Source organism: Vibrio litoralis DSM 17657 (assembly GCF_000426765.1).
GTDB classification, from domain to species: domain Bacteria; phylum Pseudomonadota; class Gammaproteobacteria; order Enterobacterales; family Vibrionaceae; genus Vibrio; species Vibrio litoralis.
Window position 1 is genome coordinate 41,436 of sequence record NZ_KE384567.1, and the last position, 15,719, is coordinate 57,154.

A 15,719-nucleotide genomic window follows, 5' to 3' on the forward strand; every position below is an offset into this window, starting at 1 on the left:
GTAAAAAATATTCAACCAACCATTTAAAACCTACGAATAAAGCGCACTTTTTGTAAGTTTATTACTGTAATTTACAAACAAGCTAAAGACGCGAACTCTGTGCTACAACGAGTATACGCAATCTAAGAGCAAACGTAATACTTTAGTGTTATTTTTTACAATATTAATGTTTTTATATAGTTAACCAACAATTAGCCTAGTTCAAACCTCTTAAACTGCCACTTTTCCCCTCGCTTAATTTACTCTCGAAAGATCAACGTCCTCTAGGTATACTTCCTCATCTATTTACTATCTGAGATAACATTATGGCTAGCATTGAATTTGCCATCTATTTACAATTTTTTCTTGGGCTCGTCGCCGCCGTCAACCCGATTGGCATCATGCCGGTATTTGTTTCACTGACAGGCCATATGTCGCCAGAAGAGAAAAGCAAAACAGCAAAAACTGCTAATATCGCCGTGGGTGTCATCTTGGTTGTTTCTCTGCTTTGTGGGCAACTTTTACTTGATATGTTCACCATTTCACTTGATTCATTTCGCATAGCCGGTGGCCTACTACTGATGAGTATCGCTTTTTCCATGATGAGCGGTAAACTTGGTGAAGATAAACAAAATAAGCAAGAGCGCACAGAATCTATAAGCCGTGAACAAATTGGAGTCGTTCCTCTAGCTATGCCTCTTATGGCCGGCCCTGGTGCGATCAGTTCAACCATTGTCTACGGTTCTCGCTACCCCACTCTGATTGAAACCGTGGGAATTATTGCGACCATTGCCACTTTCTGCTTTTGTTCATGGTTATTATTTCGCTCAGCGCCACTCATTGTTCGATTTTTAGGGCAAACTGGGATTAACGTTATCACTCGTATTATGGGATTAATATTAGCGGCGTTAGGTGTCGAATTTATTGCAAATGGCGTACGAAACCTCTTCCCAGGTTTAATGGGATAGGAAATAAAGGAATCTATTTATGAGCGAAGAGACGTTTAAGCATAAGCTTTATGTCATCATTTTTGGCACGCATACTCCGGCAGGACGCCGTTTTGATATATTACTGATCGTGGCAATCTTGAGCTCACTGGCAGTCTTGATATTAGACTCCGTTCCTATCTTGGCCGCAGAATGGCAACAAGAATTCGATATTCTGGAATATTTTTTTACTGGCCTATTTACCATTGAGTATCTATTACGTTTATATTGTTCACCAAAGCCCAAAGCTTATGCTAAGAGCTTTTATGGCATCATAGATTTACTCGCGATACTTCCAACTTACCTCGCTTTCTTTTTCCCATCAGCAAGCTTCATCGGAATTATTCGCCTATTACGTGTCATGCGGATCTTCCGAATACTCAAACTGGTACGTTTTTTACAAGACTCCAACCTACTCGTTCGCACGCTGGCAATGTCGCAACGTAAAATCCTGATTTTTTTCAGCGCTGTTGCTATTCTTGTGACGATTTTTGGCGCGTTAATGTATGTTATCGAAGGGCCTGAAAATGGCTTTACTAGCATTCCTCGTGGGATTTACTGGGCAATTATAACCATTACGACGGTAGGCTATGGCGACGTGGTTCCGAAGACGCCGCTAGGGCAAGGTGTCGCGGCGCTGACAATGCTACTCGGTTATTCAATTTTAGCGGTTCCCACCGGGATCATTACCGCCGAACTCAATCAAGAAATGAAAGCCCACCGCACTCTAGTATTATGTCCAAACTGCGCAAAAGGTGGCCATGAAACCGACGCGCTTTTCTGTAAACATTGCGGTAGTGAATTAGCCGAACCAGATAAACGTGTCGTGCCGGTTCCTAAACCAGATGAACAGGCTTAATAGTATGTAATCATTTGATAATTCTATATTTTCACCCGTAAAAAAGTCCGCATTAAAAAATAATGCGGACTTTTCAGTATTAGCCGAGAGCTATTATAAATCGAATAACATTAGCGGTTTTGTAAAATGATTCGTAAAGTACGACGTAGCGGCTCTGCTGCCCCCCACAATAGCTGATCACCAACGGTAAACGCATTCAGGAAAGTGTCGCCCATTGCCATTTTACGTAAGCGCCCAACCGGTACAGAAAGCGTACCTGTCACTTTAGCTGGAGAAAGCTCTTGAGTTGTAATATCACGCTCATTCGGGATCACTTTCACCCAATCATTATGCGTTGCAAGGATATCTTCAATCTCATCCATTGGCACATCTTGCTTCAATTTGATAGTCAAAGCTTGTGAGTGACAGCGCATTGCACCGATTCGTACACAAGTTCCATCAATTGGCACAGAATTAGAACCATCAAGGCCTAGGATCTTATTCGTTTCAACGGTGGCTTTCCATTCTTCTTTACTCTGACCATTTTCACGCTTCACATCAATCCAAGGAATTAATGAACCCGCTAAAGGTGAGCCAAATTCATTAGTTGGGTAGTCACTTGAGCGAATCGTTTCTGCTACTTTGCGGTCAATATCTAGAATTGAACTTGCAGGATCGGCCATTTCAGCGCTAACTGATTGATTAATTACACCCATTTGGGCAATTAATTCGCGCATATTTTTCGCGCCAGCACCAGAAGCAGCCTGATAAGTCATCGCGCTCATCCATTCAATCATGCCTTTTTCATATAGACCACCAAGGCCCATCAGCATAAGGCTAACCGTACAATTACCACCCACAAATGTATTGGTGCCAGAATGAATACCTTGTTGAATTTGGTTCAGGTTAACTGGGTCTAGGGCAATGATGGCATCATCTTTCATACGCAATGTTGAAGCCGCATCAATCCAGTAGCCTTTCCAGCCTGCTTGACGAAGTGCTGGGTAAACTTTTTCCGTATATGAACCACCCTGACAAGTAATAATCGCATCAAGCTGCTTTAAGCTTTCAAGATCGAAGGCATCTTGTAGCATGCCAGCATCTTTACCTAGGTTGGGAGCGGGAATGCCCACTTGTGAAGTGCTGTAAAATACTGGTTCAATAAGGTCGAAGTCCTTCTCTTCCACCATGCGTTGCATCAGTACAGAACCAACCATGCCACGCCATCCGACTAAACCTACTCTCATTCTTTCATCCTCTCCATGAATTAAAATTATAAACAGGCGGTCAAACCGACCACCAATCTTTATTCTTTCTTTACTATCTCATTGCTGCCGTCAATCTTCAAATCCGATTTAGAATTTATACCCAAGTGACTTAGGTATATTCAAAGACAATGGATAGGCTAACGCTTATGAATGACGCGTTAGTTGGTCTTTCAAATTTGGCGGGATCCCTTTGATAGTCAACGTATCGGTTTCCGGATCATAAAAAACACGCTCACCCAATAACATGCTATCAAAGTTAATCGACAAGCCGCCGCCAGCTCCTACGTACTTGGCAAGCTTACGGATGGTTGAGCGATCAACAGGAAAACTTTCTTCTAATTCATAACCTTGTTTTTGGGTAAACTCAGCAAAATTGTCATGGTGCCCTGCACCACTTAACTCACCCGATAATTCCTGAATGGTAACTTCATCGCCAGACTTTAACTGTTCGTTACAAAAATCATGCACCTGTTTGCGGCATGCAACGGTTTCTTCTTTATTAAGTTGCGCATCGACACAATAATCATCGACCGCTTGCATTAATACTTGGTTTTGTTTTTTAGTATCTAAACCGACTTCTGCTTGTAAGAAATCTAAGAAGAAATCTGCCACTTTACGACCAACACGACCTTTGATGTAGCTTAAATAGCGGTTAGAGTCTGGATCGGTTTCATAACGAGACAAATCAATGCGAACCGCAATATCCATTTTATTAATATCGAGATAATCGGTCCCGCTGATGTCCAACGCATCATTGACTTTCAAGCTTTGGTTAGATGGGAGTAAAGCGATGAAAAGGTAATCTGTCGCTAACGATTGATATTCAGCTAAAACCAGTACGCCTTCTTCTGCAAAAGGATATTTAGATAACTCTGATTTTAATCGTTCAGCCGATTGTTGCGAAAAATCATAAAAATTTAATTCACCTTGACGCAACTGTTTCATCCAAGATTGAAATTCACTTTCTTCTTTGTAAACACCAAAGCCCTTTCCTGCTTTAGCACTGAAAGTACGGTGTAACTCTGCAACCAATTGCTCCGTCACTTCATCACTAGGCAGTGTAGAGTCACGCAAGCTAACAACTAGCTCATCTTGGCTATTTTTGGTCAATTTATGCAGTATAACGTTGGAAATATCTAAGCTCATGGTAAATTAGTTTCAGTTGATGTTTCAGTTGTGAGGAAGACTAGGTTATCATAAGCCGCTTTATATACCCAACTGGCTTAAAAATTCTCTGAAACAATATGTTAATTAATAATAACACAGAGCAATTGAGCACTATCATTAACTGAATCTAGGAAGTTATTTAAAAACGTTATGCCTATTAACTCTAAGTACAGCGACCAAAAAATTGAACAAATTCTGGCAGAAATTGCTGCCGTATTAAAAAAGCATGATGCGAATCCTGATCTAAGCCTAATGATTGCTGGTAATATGGTGACTAACATATTGAACTCAAATGTGCCAAAATCTCAACGTAAACTCATTGCAGATAAATTTTCTCAAGCCCTTTTATCATCAATTGATGACTAAAATGCATTCTTAAACCAAATTGAGTTAGAACGATATTTTAAATGGTTGATAGCGAAAATTCATACGGAGAGCGCGTCTCTCGACTGGTAAGCTGGGGACACTGGTTCGCCTTCTTTAATATCATCTTAGCTATGCTAATTGGTACGAGCTTTGTCACTCAATCACCGTGGCCAGATACCCTGCTTGGACAAGCTTACCTAATCGTTTCTTGGGTGGGCCATTTTAGTTTTTTAGTGTTCGCGCTTTATATTCTTATTTTATTCCCGCTCACCTTCGTTATACCTTCTCGTAAATTATTACGTTTATTAAGTGTATGCTTTGCAACCATTTGTTTAACTCTGCTTTTGCTAGACACTCAAGCCTATGAGCGCTTACACCTCCATTTAAACCCTGTCGTCTGGGAATTATTACTAAGCAAAGAAAAAACCTCATTCAATGCTGAATGGCAGTACCTCTTTGCAGCAGTACCGGTTATCTTCCTGCTACAAATTGCCATTTCAGAATGGATTTGGAAAAAGCAGCGTAAATTGTCACGCAAGCGTATTGGCAAGCCTGCAACTATTGTTTTCTTCTTATGTTTTGTAAGTAGTCACTTGGTTTATATCTGGGCGGATGCCTTTTTCTATAACCCAATTACTAGCCAGAAAGCCAACTTCCCATTGTCTTACCCGATGACGGCGAAATCTTTCATGGAAAAACATGGCTTCCTGGATAAAGATGAATATCTTGAACGCCTAGAGCAAAATGGTGAAGCAAGCGAGGTAGTTAACTACCCGCTTGAACCACTTAGATTTGATGGTCGTGGCAAGAAGTACAATGTCTTATTAGTCATGGTTGATAACTTGCGCAGTGACATGCTGACAGAAGAAGTCATGCCAATGACCTATAAGTTTGCTAAAAACAATCAAAACTTTATCAACCACTACAGTGCAAGTAATAACACCTATGGTGTATTTGGACTGTTTTATGGTTTACCAAGTAGTTACTCCGCGAGCATAAAGTCACAAGACACTCCACCTCTGTTCATTTCAACCATGAATGAGCGCGACTATTCTATGGCGGCATTCGGTAACGAACGTTTTAGTGATACGGCGTTTTATGACGAGATTTTTGCACAGATTGATGACGCAAACTCAGAGCAAAACCAAAACAATCCAGATCAAAGCGTCGTATCACAATGGACCCAATGGATAAACCAATCACCGAATCAACCTTGGTTTAGTTATATTGAGTTGTCAGAAGTAGAACAATTTGAAGAGACTCCAAATGTTTTACCTCGCTTTAAAACTGACTCAAAAGCCCCTTTTGAGAAGTTAATTGCACAATATAAATCAGCCTCATTTTCTGCTGACCAGAAAGTGAATAAGATTCTCACTCAGTTAGAAAGCAAGCAATTGCTAGACGATACAGTTGTAGTGATCACATCGAATCATGGTACTGAATTTAACGAAACAAAAAATAATAGCTGGGGCTCAAACAGCAACTTTAGTCGTTACCAGTTACAAGTACCTATGGTGATTCATTGGCCGGGCAGAGCCCCTGAACTGTATCAGCATAAAACCAGTCACTTGGATTTCTCAGCGACTATAATGCAAGACCTTTTCCAGTCATCCTCTAACCCGTATGACTATGGTAGCGGCAAAAATTTATTTAATGCCTCATCTCGTCCATGGATTTTAGCGGGAGATAGTGACAACATCGCTTTAATCACCAACGAGACAACCACGGTAGTCGATGAGTTTGGTAACTACAAGGTATTCGATAAGAACTATCAGCGTAATAACGATGCAAAACCTAAACTTTCCATCGTGTTACAAGGGCTTTCAGAGCTGAAACGCTTCTATCGCCAAAGTGACTAATAACTAAAACAACAAAAATTAAGGGAGCTTCGGCTTCCTTTTTTATATTTGAATTTTACCCTATTCATTTGCTCAAAAAGCAGCCAAATAATTAAAATTAAGGGTTTACAAAAACTTAAGCTGTATATATCATTTATCGCAATTCGGAGGGATGGCTGAGTGGTCGAAAGCACCGGTCTTGAAAACCGGCAAGGGTTAATAGCTCTTCTAGGGTTCAAATCCCTATCCCTCCGCCACTTTTAAACGCCTGACTTGTCAGGCGTTTTTTCTTTTATAGGGTACTGCAGATCACCAAATCAAACAGGTGAGACAATGTACTTAATCAAGCAAGCCAACTCCGTTTACTATACCCGCATTTGTTGCCCCAAAGCCCTCAACGTCCTCTTTATGCTCGTTATTCTTTAGGGCCATATTCAAACGGCAAAAATTCGTTAGTGTCGTAAGACATGAGATCTAAAAGGCGCGTATTGATAAATAGCGTCTCTCGACCCGCAGTCTTGGACTCCAAAACGCCTAACTCTTCTAGTGACTTAAGTGCACCTATTGCTGCTTGTCGAGAGCGGTAAAGCCCTCTATCAATCAAGTCTCGCGTTCTCAAATAAGGCTTTTCAAACAAAAGCTCAACTAACTCATATGAGTAGTTTTTTTGAGAAGACGCTTTGATGTATTCCGACGTTTGCTTTTGAAGCTCTACAATCGCGTTGACCTTGTTGATTGTCCATTGAGAGGTGATTGTGATAGCTTCAAGCATAAAGCATATCCAAGGCTCCCAATCGCCCTCTTGGGTAACGTTCAGCAATAACCGGTAGTAATCCTCCTTGTTTTCCATGATATAGCGACTCAAATAGAGAATCGGTTGTGAGAGCAACTCGTTTTCGATGAGAAATAGAATGTTGAGTATTCGTCCAGTTCGACCATTACCATCTAGGAATGGGTGAATAGCTTCGAACTGATAGTGAGCAACTGCCAACGCAATTAATGGGTCGACATCATGATCATGGATATAAGACTCCCAATTAGACAGTTTATTCCTTAGGTTATCCTCACCCACTGGCGGTGTGTAAATGACCTCACCAGTACGCTGATTCTTTAGGTTTGTCCCTATGACCTTACGGACGTCGACTTGTTTATCGATAAGCTCACTGCAAATGTCGACTGCCGTATTTGTATTTAAAGGGCGTGCATTGTCTCCGGATACGGATTCGAACCCTAGAAACAGTGCTTTTTTGTATCTCAACGCCTCTTTGGTTGCAGGATCGGCAGTTGATGAATCCGATTCATGCTTAAACAACGCATCCGTCGTGGTCACAATATTTTCAATCTCAGAACTCGACTTTGATTCTAATATTGGGATTAGGTTAACCAGTAGGTTTTGATTGGTGAGAAGCCTAGCAACCTGATTTAAAGCGGATAGTGCTCTCGCGGCAGGTGTTACTTTCTTCAAAATTTTTACTGTCTCGATACCATCGACAGGTAACGGAGGGATATCGTAAGGAACTTCTGGATTAAACATTCAAATTACCTAGCCTAGTGCACTTAGTTGAATAGGTTAATTTTTTATTAAAAAACTAACATTTAATGCATTATAGGTTAACTGAACTGACAGTTACAGCATATAGGTTAATTATTTATGTATTTTTTAACATACTATCGTAACGTGTTAAATGGATTAACGCATAATGAGAACAGGTGAAATTTACTCTTGATTACTCATAATCTTTTACAGCACCACAAAATGAACTGACCTCCAAGAGCTGGACAACCAACATTGGAGGGGGGATATTTATGCTCTAAGCTCTTCCCCAACTTTCCGGTAACGACTCTTTTCCTCATACATCTGTTTATCCGCTTGATGTATTGATTGTGTTAAAGAACTTATATCGTCAAAGTGGCTATATCCAATCGAGATACTTAAGGTAATATCTTTCGTAAATGCGGTGCCGCTGATCGCTTGGTTAAGTTTACGTTTAATTTTTTCAGGATTAATGATTTGTGTATCCGTAACAATCAAAAACTCATCTCCCCCTAATCGTATACAGACATCCGAATCTCGCATACAGTCACGCATTCCTGATGCAATATAACGAAGCGCATCATCGCCTATCTGATGACCATAGCTATCATTAATATATTTAAAGTCATTAACATCAATATAAAACAGTGTGCCTTTTGTCACCCCCATGCCATCCATTTCGTCTAATACTCGTTTATTAAACAATCCGGTAAGCTCATCAGTTTTTGATAGCGATGAAAAACGTATCGCCTCTGTCCTGTGCTTATTTAGCACACAATACACCATAGCCATGATGAAGAGCATCGATAAAAACCACGGTAGAATATACTTGGTGATGTAATCAGTTCGCATATAAGCGGTAATAGTAATACCGTTATATTCCGCTTGCTTGAATAGTATTTGAGGGAAAAAACGGTTATCTCCCATAGAAAACTTTTGGTCTCGAAAATCAATATCAAGCGCCATATATTGACTTAACCATGGCCCTAATGAATCCAGCATTTGCTTTTCAAGTCTAAGACGCATACCTAAATCACCGACGAGTTTATTATCAACAAATACGGGCGTAATCAGCACAACAATGCTATTACCTTTTGGGTATGAGCGCTCTAGAGTAGTGAGTATCGGTTTTTTATAATCAACAGGTATGTCATCTTTTCTATAACGAAATGGGGTCAATTGAGGAGGCTGTGAGCTAAGGTTTTGTCGATTCTTGGTATAAGCAAATTGTTGACCTTCAGGGTAGTAAGTAAAGAATGCACCAGGGGCACTATTATCTTCTTCTGCCCAACTACGATCTAATTCATGCATGAATAACGATAAATTAAACGGGACATTAACCACATCCCCCTGAGCAATCAATGCGCCTGCGTACTCAGCAAATTGATTCGATGTTATGTTAAAACCTTCTATATCGAGCGATTCAATTTTGGTTAGTTTCAATTGCTGATTTAACGGCTGAGAATCTTCCAGCATAGGCAATACTTCGGAGAGGTGTGCGGAAATTTTTTCATTTGAAACAAAGTATTGTGAAAGATCATTTTTCATATCAGACACAACACTTTCTGCATAATTGAAAATTGTGACACAGCTATAAGCAAGCCAGCACAGTATGCAGGTCAGGCATAAATATAAAAAGGAATGTGATGATTCTTGCTTAACCCTAGGCATTCAACATCCTTTAATTGATAATTGACAATATCTTTAAAGGTAGCAGCTTCCTTTAATCGATAAATGTATGAATTTCACAATATAGAAATTAAGCTTAATTAAAGTAAGGTTTATCCAGTCACAACATCCCTACAATTTGACCTTTAACGACAATATACATTCCAGTAGTTTAGCGCTTGCTTGTAAGCTTTTTCATATTGTTGGGTCTCAGTGAAGAGCACCGCCGCCATACTGGCAATCACAGTATTAGCCATTAGATTAGACACTTCTTCTACTTGTCGAAAAACCGGCTTCATCGGCATTGTTAGGTCAAGATCCATCATTTCTGGCCAATAGAACGACTCTACCCCACGTTGGCTACTCAACCACACCGTTTGACTGACTTTAGGGTTATATTCTGACTCTCCGTTTTGCCCCTTATAGGAAATCACCGATAAACTTTTACTATCAATTGTTTGATCAACTTCAGCATGGAGCTGCTGAAATCCAGGATGAAAACTACCACGAACACCAATCTTGGCTGCGCCTGGGTTTAATGCACGCACTACGGTATTAATTGGCGTTCTTAAACCATAGCGGTTCTTCCAACCAATCATAGTTTGAGCAATAGGCGCGAAATGATTTAAAGGAAGGTAGGCTATACCGTGAGATTCTAATAATTGCTGAGCATCTTGTGGGTTTTGAGCGACTGGGATATCGAGCTGCTCAAGGTAATCTTCTATATGAGTTCGGCCACTCGCGACATCTTTATAACCATGTAGTAATACTTTATGGCCATTGAGTGAAAGAATCTTCGCTGCTAAACCATGCCAAGGCTGATCCATTCCGTTATCAGCCTTTCGTTTGCCAGCATAGCAAGGCCAATCAATATCAGCACCGAGACTAGGTACTCTAGATTGAAACGCTTTCACGAAACCGGCAATTTCTTCATTGGTTTCATTCTGCACACGGATCAGCATCAATAGCATCGCCATTTGATCATCACCTACCGAATCATCGCCAGCTTCCTTACTGGTTAAATAAGCATCCATCACATCAAAAGCTTGTTGCTCTGAAAGTGGTTTTCGACCGCGCTCTCCACGTCCAACTGTGCGAATGCATTCTAAAATAATACTCATATCCATCCTTGTTACTTATGCTCAATCATTTAATACCAACTATTACTAATAATAGTTATATCAGAACGCTTTACTTCCCGCCTGGCTTTTTCGAAGCAGTTTTCTTCGTGGGTGATTTTCTAAAACTACGCTTTTTAAATGGTTTCCGCTCGACTTGTGGTAGATCTCGCAATGAAGATGGCACGCCAGAGTTTTGAACTTTATTAATAATAGTGCTGATCTGCTGCTCTAAAGTTTGCATAAAAGGCGCATAAGGCTGCTGTTTTTCAGCCATCGCTTGGAGTTGGTGCTCCCAATGGGCTGTCATATCAGGGTAAGTCGATTCTGTTGGCAAAGCATGGATTAACCCTCTGCCCGCTTCACTACTTAAAATATTTCGTCCCTGACGTACTAACAACTGCCTTTTAAATAAGGTATCTAATATGCCAGCCCGTGTCGCTTCCGTTCCTAAGCCATCCGTTTCACGCAGTATTTTCTTTAAGTTTTTATCGGCGACAAAGCGCGCAATTCCAGTCATGGCTTGCAATAATGTAGATTCGGTAAAATGACGAGGCGGCTCGGTTTTATGATCTTTTATTTCACCTTCACGGCAAGTGAGTACTTCACCTTGTTGTAATGCAGGTACTGGATCGGCTTCATCCTCTTCAACTTGAGCGGCTTTCCCCGCGGGCAGTAGGCTTTTCCAACCCGCAGAGACGAGCACTCGACCTTTTGCGATAAATAAACCACCAGCAATATCAAACTCTAGTTTTGATTCAGCGTAGACGGCAGCAGGATAAAACTGCATTAAATATTGCCTTGCGATTAACTGGTAGATTTTCGCTTCATGCCCAGATAAGCCATTGCTCGACATCTTTTTCGGCGTCGGAATAATCGCGTGGTGAGCATCTACTTTACTGTCATTCCATGCTTTGGATTTAAGGGTTAAATCCGCATTATCGACGGCACTTGCCAACTGCTTATCATTTTGACTAATCGCACTTGTTACCGCCGGAGCTTGCGCGAAATGCTCTTTCGGTAAGTATCGGCTATCTGAGCGTGGATACGTGATCAGCTTGTGCTTTTCATACAAAGACTGGCACACATTCAATACATCTTGCGCGCTCATTTGAAAGCGACGTGCGGCATCTATTTGCAATGCGGATAAGGAATAAGGCAAAGGTGGCGCTTGCTTGGTTTGTTTTTGCTCGGAGTTTTTGACGGTTGCTGGCTGACCTTTTATTCGCTCAGCGACGTTTTCGACTAACTTACGATTAAGCACTCGACCTTCTTCATCTTGCCAAGGTTTAATCGCTTCACTTGGCTTCCACTTCGCGCGAATATCAAATATATCAGCCCCATTTTGATATGGAATTAAAGCATGCAGAGAAAAATAATCTCGTGGAATAAAATTCTCTATTTCTTCATCTCGACGCACCACTAACCCCAAAACTGGTGTTTGTACTCGACCAACTGACAATACGCCCTGATAGCCGGCTTTTTGCCCGAGTAAGGTATAGGCACGAGACATGTTCATGCCATATAACCAGTCGGCACGAGAGCGCGCCAAAGCTGAAATAGAAAGAGGAATAAATTCTTGGTTAGAACGCATTTGAATTAGCGCGCGTTTTACCGCGGGCAAGTTCAAATCATTAACCAATAAGCGTTGTGCGGTCTGTTTTTGAGCTTTACTGGCTTTGAGGTAGTCAATCACTTCATCAACCAGTAATTGCCCTTCTCGATCGGGGTCACCCGCATTAATTAATTCAGGCTTGTGTTTAAAGAGTTGTTTGATAACCGAAAGCTGTTTCTTAGCCGCTGCACGAGGACGCAGTTGCCACTGTTCAGGAATTATCGGTAAATCAGCAAGATTCCATTTTTTATAGCGGTCATCGTAGGCATCGGGCTCAACTTGTTCAAGCAGGTGACCAATACACCAAGTGACAATATCACCATTACCGCAGCGAATATAACCTTGCTCATTTTTATGAGGTTTAGGTAACGCTGAGGCTATCGCTCGCCCTAGGCTTGGTTTTTCCGCAATAAATAAACGCACAATTTTTCCGTATCACCAAAAACAAAGGGCCACATTATCGAATGTTGCCCTTAAAAATCAACCAAAAACTGTTAATTTATACAGTATTTAACCTATGGTGCGTTTATAGGTATGAAACATAATCACCGATGTTGCGCTCTGGCACTTTCATCGCGGAACAACCTGGCGTACCTAAGTATAAAAAACCAACGATTTGATCTTCACCTTCTAAACCAAATGCTTGATGAACTTCTTGGTGGAACATCCATTCACCCGAGCGCCAAAACCCTTGGAAACTTTGTGCTACCGCAGCCATTTGCATTGCTTGTGCGGCACAACCTGCAGATAAATATTGTTCTAAGGCTGGCACTTTTTCATGTTCTTTCACTTTAGCGATCACAGTGATCACCATAGGGGCACGAAATGGCGCTTTCTTTAATTTTTCAATCACTGCATCTGGGCTTTGATTCACTTCAGCAGCATGAACTAGAATATCGGCTAATTTACGTAAACCTTCACCTTGAGCAATCACAAAACGCCAAGGGGTCAGGTTGCCATGATCCGGCGCTCTCAGCCCAGCTTTAATAATGTTTTCTAAAGCTTTACCTTCCGGTGCAGGCTCTACGAGATTAGCAATTGAACGACGCTCTAATAATAAATCCAATGCTTGCATAACTATCCCTACGGCTTGATATAAAGAATGAGAATCATAATCAAATCGTCGTGACTTGGCTATGATTCTCATTACAATTTCAACAATTCATGTAGCCAGAATAACCATACCCAAAGTAATTGGACTTACAGTTGAGGCGACAAGTGAATGAGACCCCATGAGCATAGCTCGTCTATGTGATTGGGGCGAATGAACGCCGTCAACAAAACTACAACTTCAATTACGAAGGGTATAAGTCATAATGACATCGCAACCTTCGTCCCTTGACGAATCGCGCGTACCGCATCTAATTCGCCGGCAACGTCTGCACCACCAATCACATGCAATTTACCATTGAGTGATTGCCACTGTTCTTCAAATGGGCGAACCGAGACTTGCCCTGCGCAAACAATAATATTATCTGCATCAAGTAAAGTTTCTTTTTCATTTAGCGTAATGTGCAAACCTTGCTCGCTGACTTTTTGATAGGCAACGCCCCCCATCAAGTTAACGCCACGTTTTTGTAACGTGGCTCGGTGGATCCAACCTGTGGTTTTCCCCGGCCCCTTGCCGACACGACCTTGACGACGTTGCATTAACCACACTTCTTTATCACTGAGACTTTCTGGCAATGGCATTAAACCACCCGCCATTTTGAGATTCTGATCGATACCCCAATCATCCAACCAATCACTGATGCTATGCTGCTCTGGCTCGGTGATCATGCTCGCGACATCCACGCCAATACCACCAGCACCAATGATCGCTACTTTATCGCCTAGTGCCGTTTTCTCACGGATCAAAGTTTGGTAGTCGATAACTTTTTGATTATCTTTCATCCCTTCTAAATCCAGCACTCTTGGTTTCACGCCAGAGGCCATAACCACTTCATCGTAGTCAGCGATATCATCAAAGCTTACTTCAGTATCGAGCTTTAAGTTCACGCCTGTTTCTTCTATTCGGTTGGCAAAATAACGAATCGTTTCTCGAAATTCTTCCTTGCCGGGAATTTGCATCGCCAGACGGAACTGCCCACCAATTCGATCATTTTTCTCAAATAAATCCACTTGATGTCCACGCTCTGCCGCAATGGTTGCACATGCTAAACCGGCAGGCCCTGCACCAATCACTGCGACACGCTTTTTGGTTGCGGTCGCTATAATTGGCATTTCAGTTTCATGGCAAGCTCTTGGGTTAACTAAACAGCTCGCCGTTTTTCCTTTGAAAATATTATCGAGACAGGCTTGATTACAACCAATACAGGTATTAATGAGCTTAGATTTTTGCTCAGCAGCTTTATTCACAAAGTCAGGATCGGCAAGGAAAGGACGTGCCATCGACACCATATCAGCATGCCCTTGAGATAAAATATTCTCCGCCACTTCTGGGGTATTAATCCGGTTACAGGTGATCACTGGAATCGATAAATGCGGTTTAACTTTTTCAGTCACCCAACTAAATGCTGCGCGAGGCACTTGAGTTGCAATGGTTGGAATACGAGCTTCATGCCAGCCAATGCCGGTATTAATTAAAGTAACGCCCGCTTGTTCTAATGCTTTGGCAAGCTCGACAACTTCATCAAACGTACTACCTTGCTCAACCAAATCCAGCATGGATAAACGAAAGATGATAATAAATTCATTGCCGACTTTTTCGCGAATCGATTTCACAATTTCCAAAGCGAAACGAATACGGTTTTGATAACTGCCACCCCATTCATCACCACGTTGGTTTGTTCTCTGGCAAATGAATTGATTGATTAGATAACCTTCCGAGCCCATGACTTCTACACCATCATAACCCGCGGTTTGCGCCAAATAGGCGGTGTTGGCAAAGTCATCAATGGTATTACGAATTTGTCGGGCGCTCATTTTGCACGGGGTAAATTTAGAGATAGGTGCACGAGTAGCAGTGGCACTTTGTGAGAATGGATGCATTGCATAACGACCCGCATGGAGAATTTGCAGCGCTATTTTACCACCATGCTTATGAACCGCTTCAGTAACAACACGGTGTTTTTTAGCATGAGAAGAGGTGCTTAATTGGGCACTAAACGGTGCTAAGCGGCCTCTTAAGTTTGGTGAAAACCCACCAGTCACAATTAAACCCACACCGCCTTTCGCACGCTCCTCATAAAAGGCCGCGAGTTTTTTTAGCTCGCCACGCTCTTCTTCTAAGCCAGTATGCATTGAGCCCATTAATACGCGATTGCGTAATTGAGTAAATCCAAGGTCTAGTGGCGCTAATAAATGTGGGTACATGCTCTCACCTGTGAGTCTAGTTGTTAT

12 protein-coding genes and 1 tRNA gene are annotated in these 15,719 nt (G+C 41.6%); 5 read left to right on the forward strand and 8 right to left on the reverse strand.

The window, feature by feature from the left end:
• The first annotated feature begins 305 nt into the window (after positions 1-305).
• Positions 306-947 carry a YchE family NAAT transporter gene (locus tag K358_RS0113785; RefSeq protein WP_027697365.1) on the forward strand — a complete coding sequence of 214 codons (642 nt, stop codon included), beginning with the start codon at positions 306-308 and terminating at the stop codon, positions 945-947.
• 19 nt (positions 948-966) lie between these two features.
• Entirely contained in the window at positions 967-1,824 is an 858-nt protein-coding gene (locus tag K358_RS0113790; RefSeq protein ID WP_027697366.1) for an ion transporter, read from the forward strand.
• Positions 1,825-1,934: 110 nt separating this feature from the next.
• On the opposite strand, the gene asd is transcribed toward K358_RS0113790, so the two are convergent.
• Positions 1,935-3,050 (reverse strand): aspartate-semialdehyde dehydrogenase, encoded by a 1,116-nt coding sequence (asd, locus tag K358_RS0113795; RefSeq protein WP_027697367.1) that lies wholly within the window; start codon positions 3,048-3,050, stop codon positions 1,935-1,937.
• Between the two features lie 165 nt (positions 3,051-3,215).
• Complete coding sequence (gene yejK / locus K358_RS0113800; RefSeq protein WP_027697368.1) at positions 3,216-4,217, reverse strand: nucleoid-associated protein YejK; 1,002 nt, start codon at positions 4,215-4,217, stop codon at positions 3,216-3,218.
• Between the two features lie 171 nt (positions 4,218-4,388).
• Here yejK and K358_RS0113805 point away from each other — a divergent pair, with 171 nt between their 5' ends.
• The 3 genes from K358_RS0113805 to K358_RS0113815 all read left to right on the forward strand — a co-directional run bounded on the left by K358_RS0113805 (position 4,389) and on the right by K358_RS0113815 (position 6,699).
• The gene (locus K358_RS0113805; protein ID WP_027697369.1) at positions 4,389-4,604 is read left to right on the forward strand and encodes a YejL family protein; all 216 of its coding nucleotides are present in this window, start codon (positions 4,389-4,391) and stop codon (positions 4,602-4,604) included.
• 41 nt (positions 4,605-4,645) lie between these two features.
• Entirely contained in the window at positions 4,646-6,463 is a 1,818-nt protein-coding gene (locus K358_RS0113810; protein ID WP_027697370.1) for a DUF3413 domain-containing protein, read from the forward strand.
• A gap of 145 nt (positions 6,464-6,608) precedes the next feature.
• A tRNA-Ser gene (locus K358_RS0113815) sits at positions 6,609-6,699 on the forward strand.
• Positions 6,700-6,857: 158 nt separating this feature from the next.
• Here K358_RS0113815 and K358_RS0113820 read toward each other — a convergent pair.
• From K358_RS0113820 to K358_RS0113845, 6 genes are all read right to left on the reverse strand, one after another.
• On the reverse strand, positions 6,858-7,976 hold the full coding sequence (locus K358_RS0113820) for a Fic family protein (protein ID WP_027697371.1): 1,119 nt from the start codon (positions 7,974-7,976) through the stop codon (positions 6,858-6,860).
• 270 nt (positions 7,977-8,246) lie between these two features.
• Positions 8,247-9,524 carry a GGDEF domain-containing protein gene (locus tag K358_RS0113825; RefSeq protein ID WP_027697372.1) on the reverse strand — a complete coding sequence of 426 codons (1,278 nt, stop codon included), beginning with the start codon at positions 9,522-9,524 and terminating at the stop codon, positions 8,247-8,249.
• Between the two features lie 266 nt (positions 9,525-9,790).
• Positions 9,791-10,765: a glycosyl transferase family protein gene (locus tag K358_RS0113830; protein ID WP_027697373.1), complete on the reverse strand. Its 975-nt coding sequence runs from the start codon at positions 10,763-10,765 to the stop codon at positions 9,791-9,793.
• 70 nt (positions 10,766-10,835) lie between these two features.
• Positions 10,836-12,803, reverse strand: coding sequence for a DNA topoisomerase III (locus K358_RS0113835; protein ID WP_027697374.1), 1,968 nt, complete (start codon positions 12,801-12,803; stop codon positions 10,836-10,838).
• Between the two features lie 100 nt (positions 12,804-12,903).
• Positions 12,904-13,452: an NAD(P)H nitroreductase gene (locus K358_RS0113840; RefSeq protein WP_027697375.1), complete on the reverse strand. Its 549-nt coding sequence runs from the start codon at positions 13,450-13,452 to the stop codon at positions 12,904-12,906.
• A 236-nt stretch (positions 13,453-13,688) separates the two neighbouring features.
• Positions 13,689-15,692, reverse strand: coding sequence for an NADPH-dependent 2,4-dienoyl-CoA reductase (locus tag K358_RS0113845; RefSeq protein WP_027697376.1), 2,004 nt, complete (start codon positions 15,690-15,692; stop codon positions 13,689-13,691).
• Between the last annotated feature and the right edge of the window lie 27 nt (positions 15,693-15,719).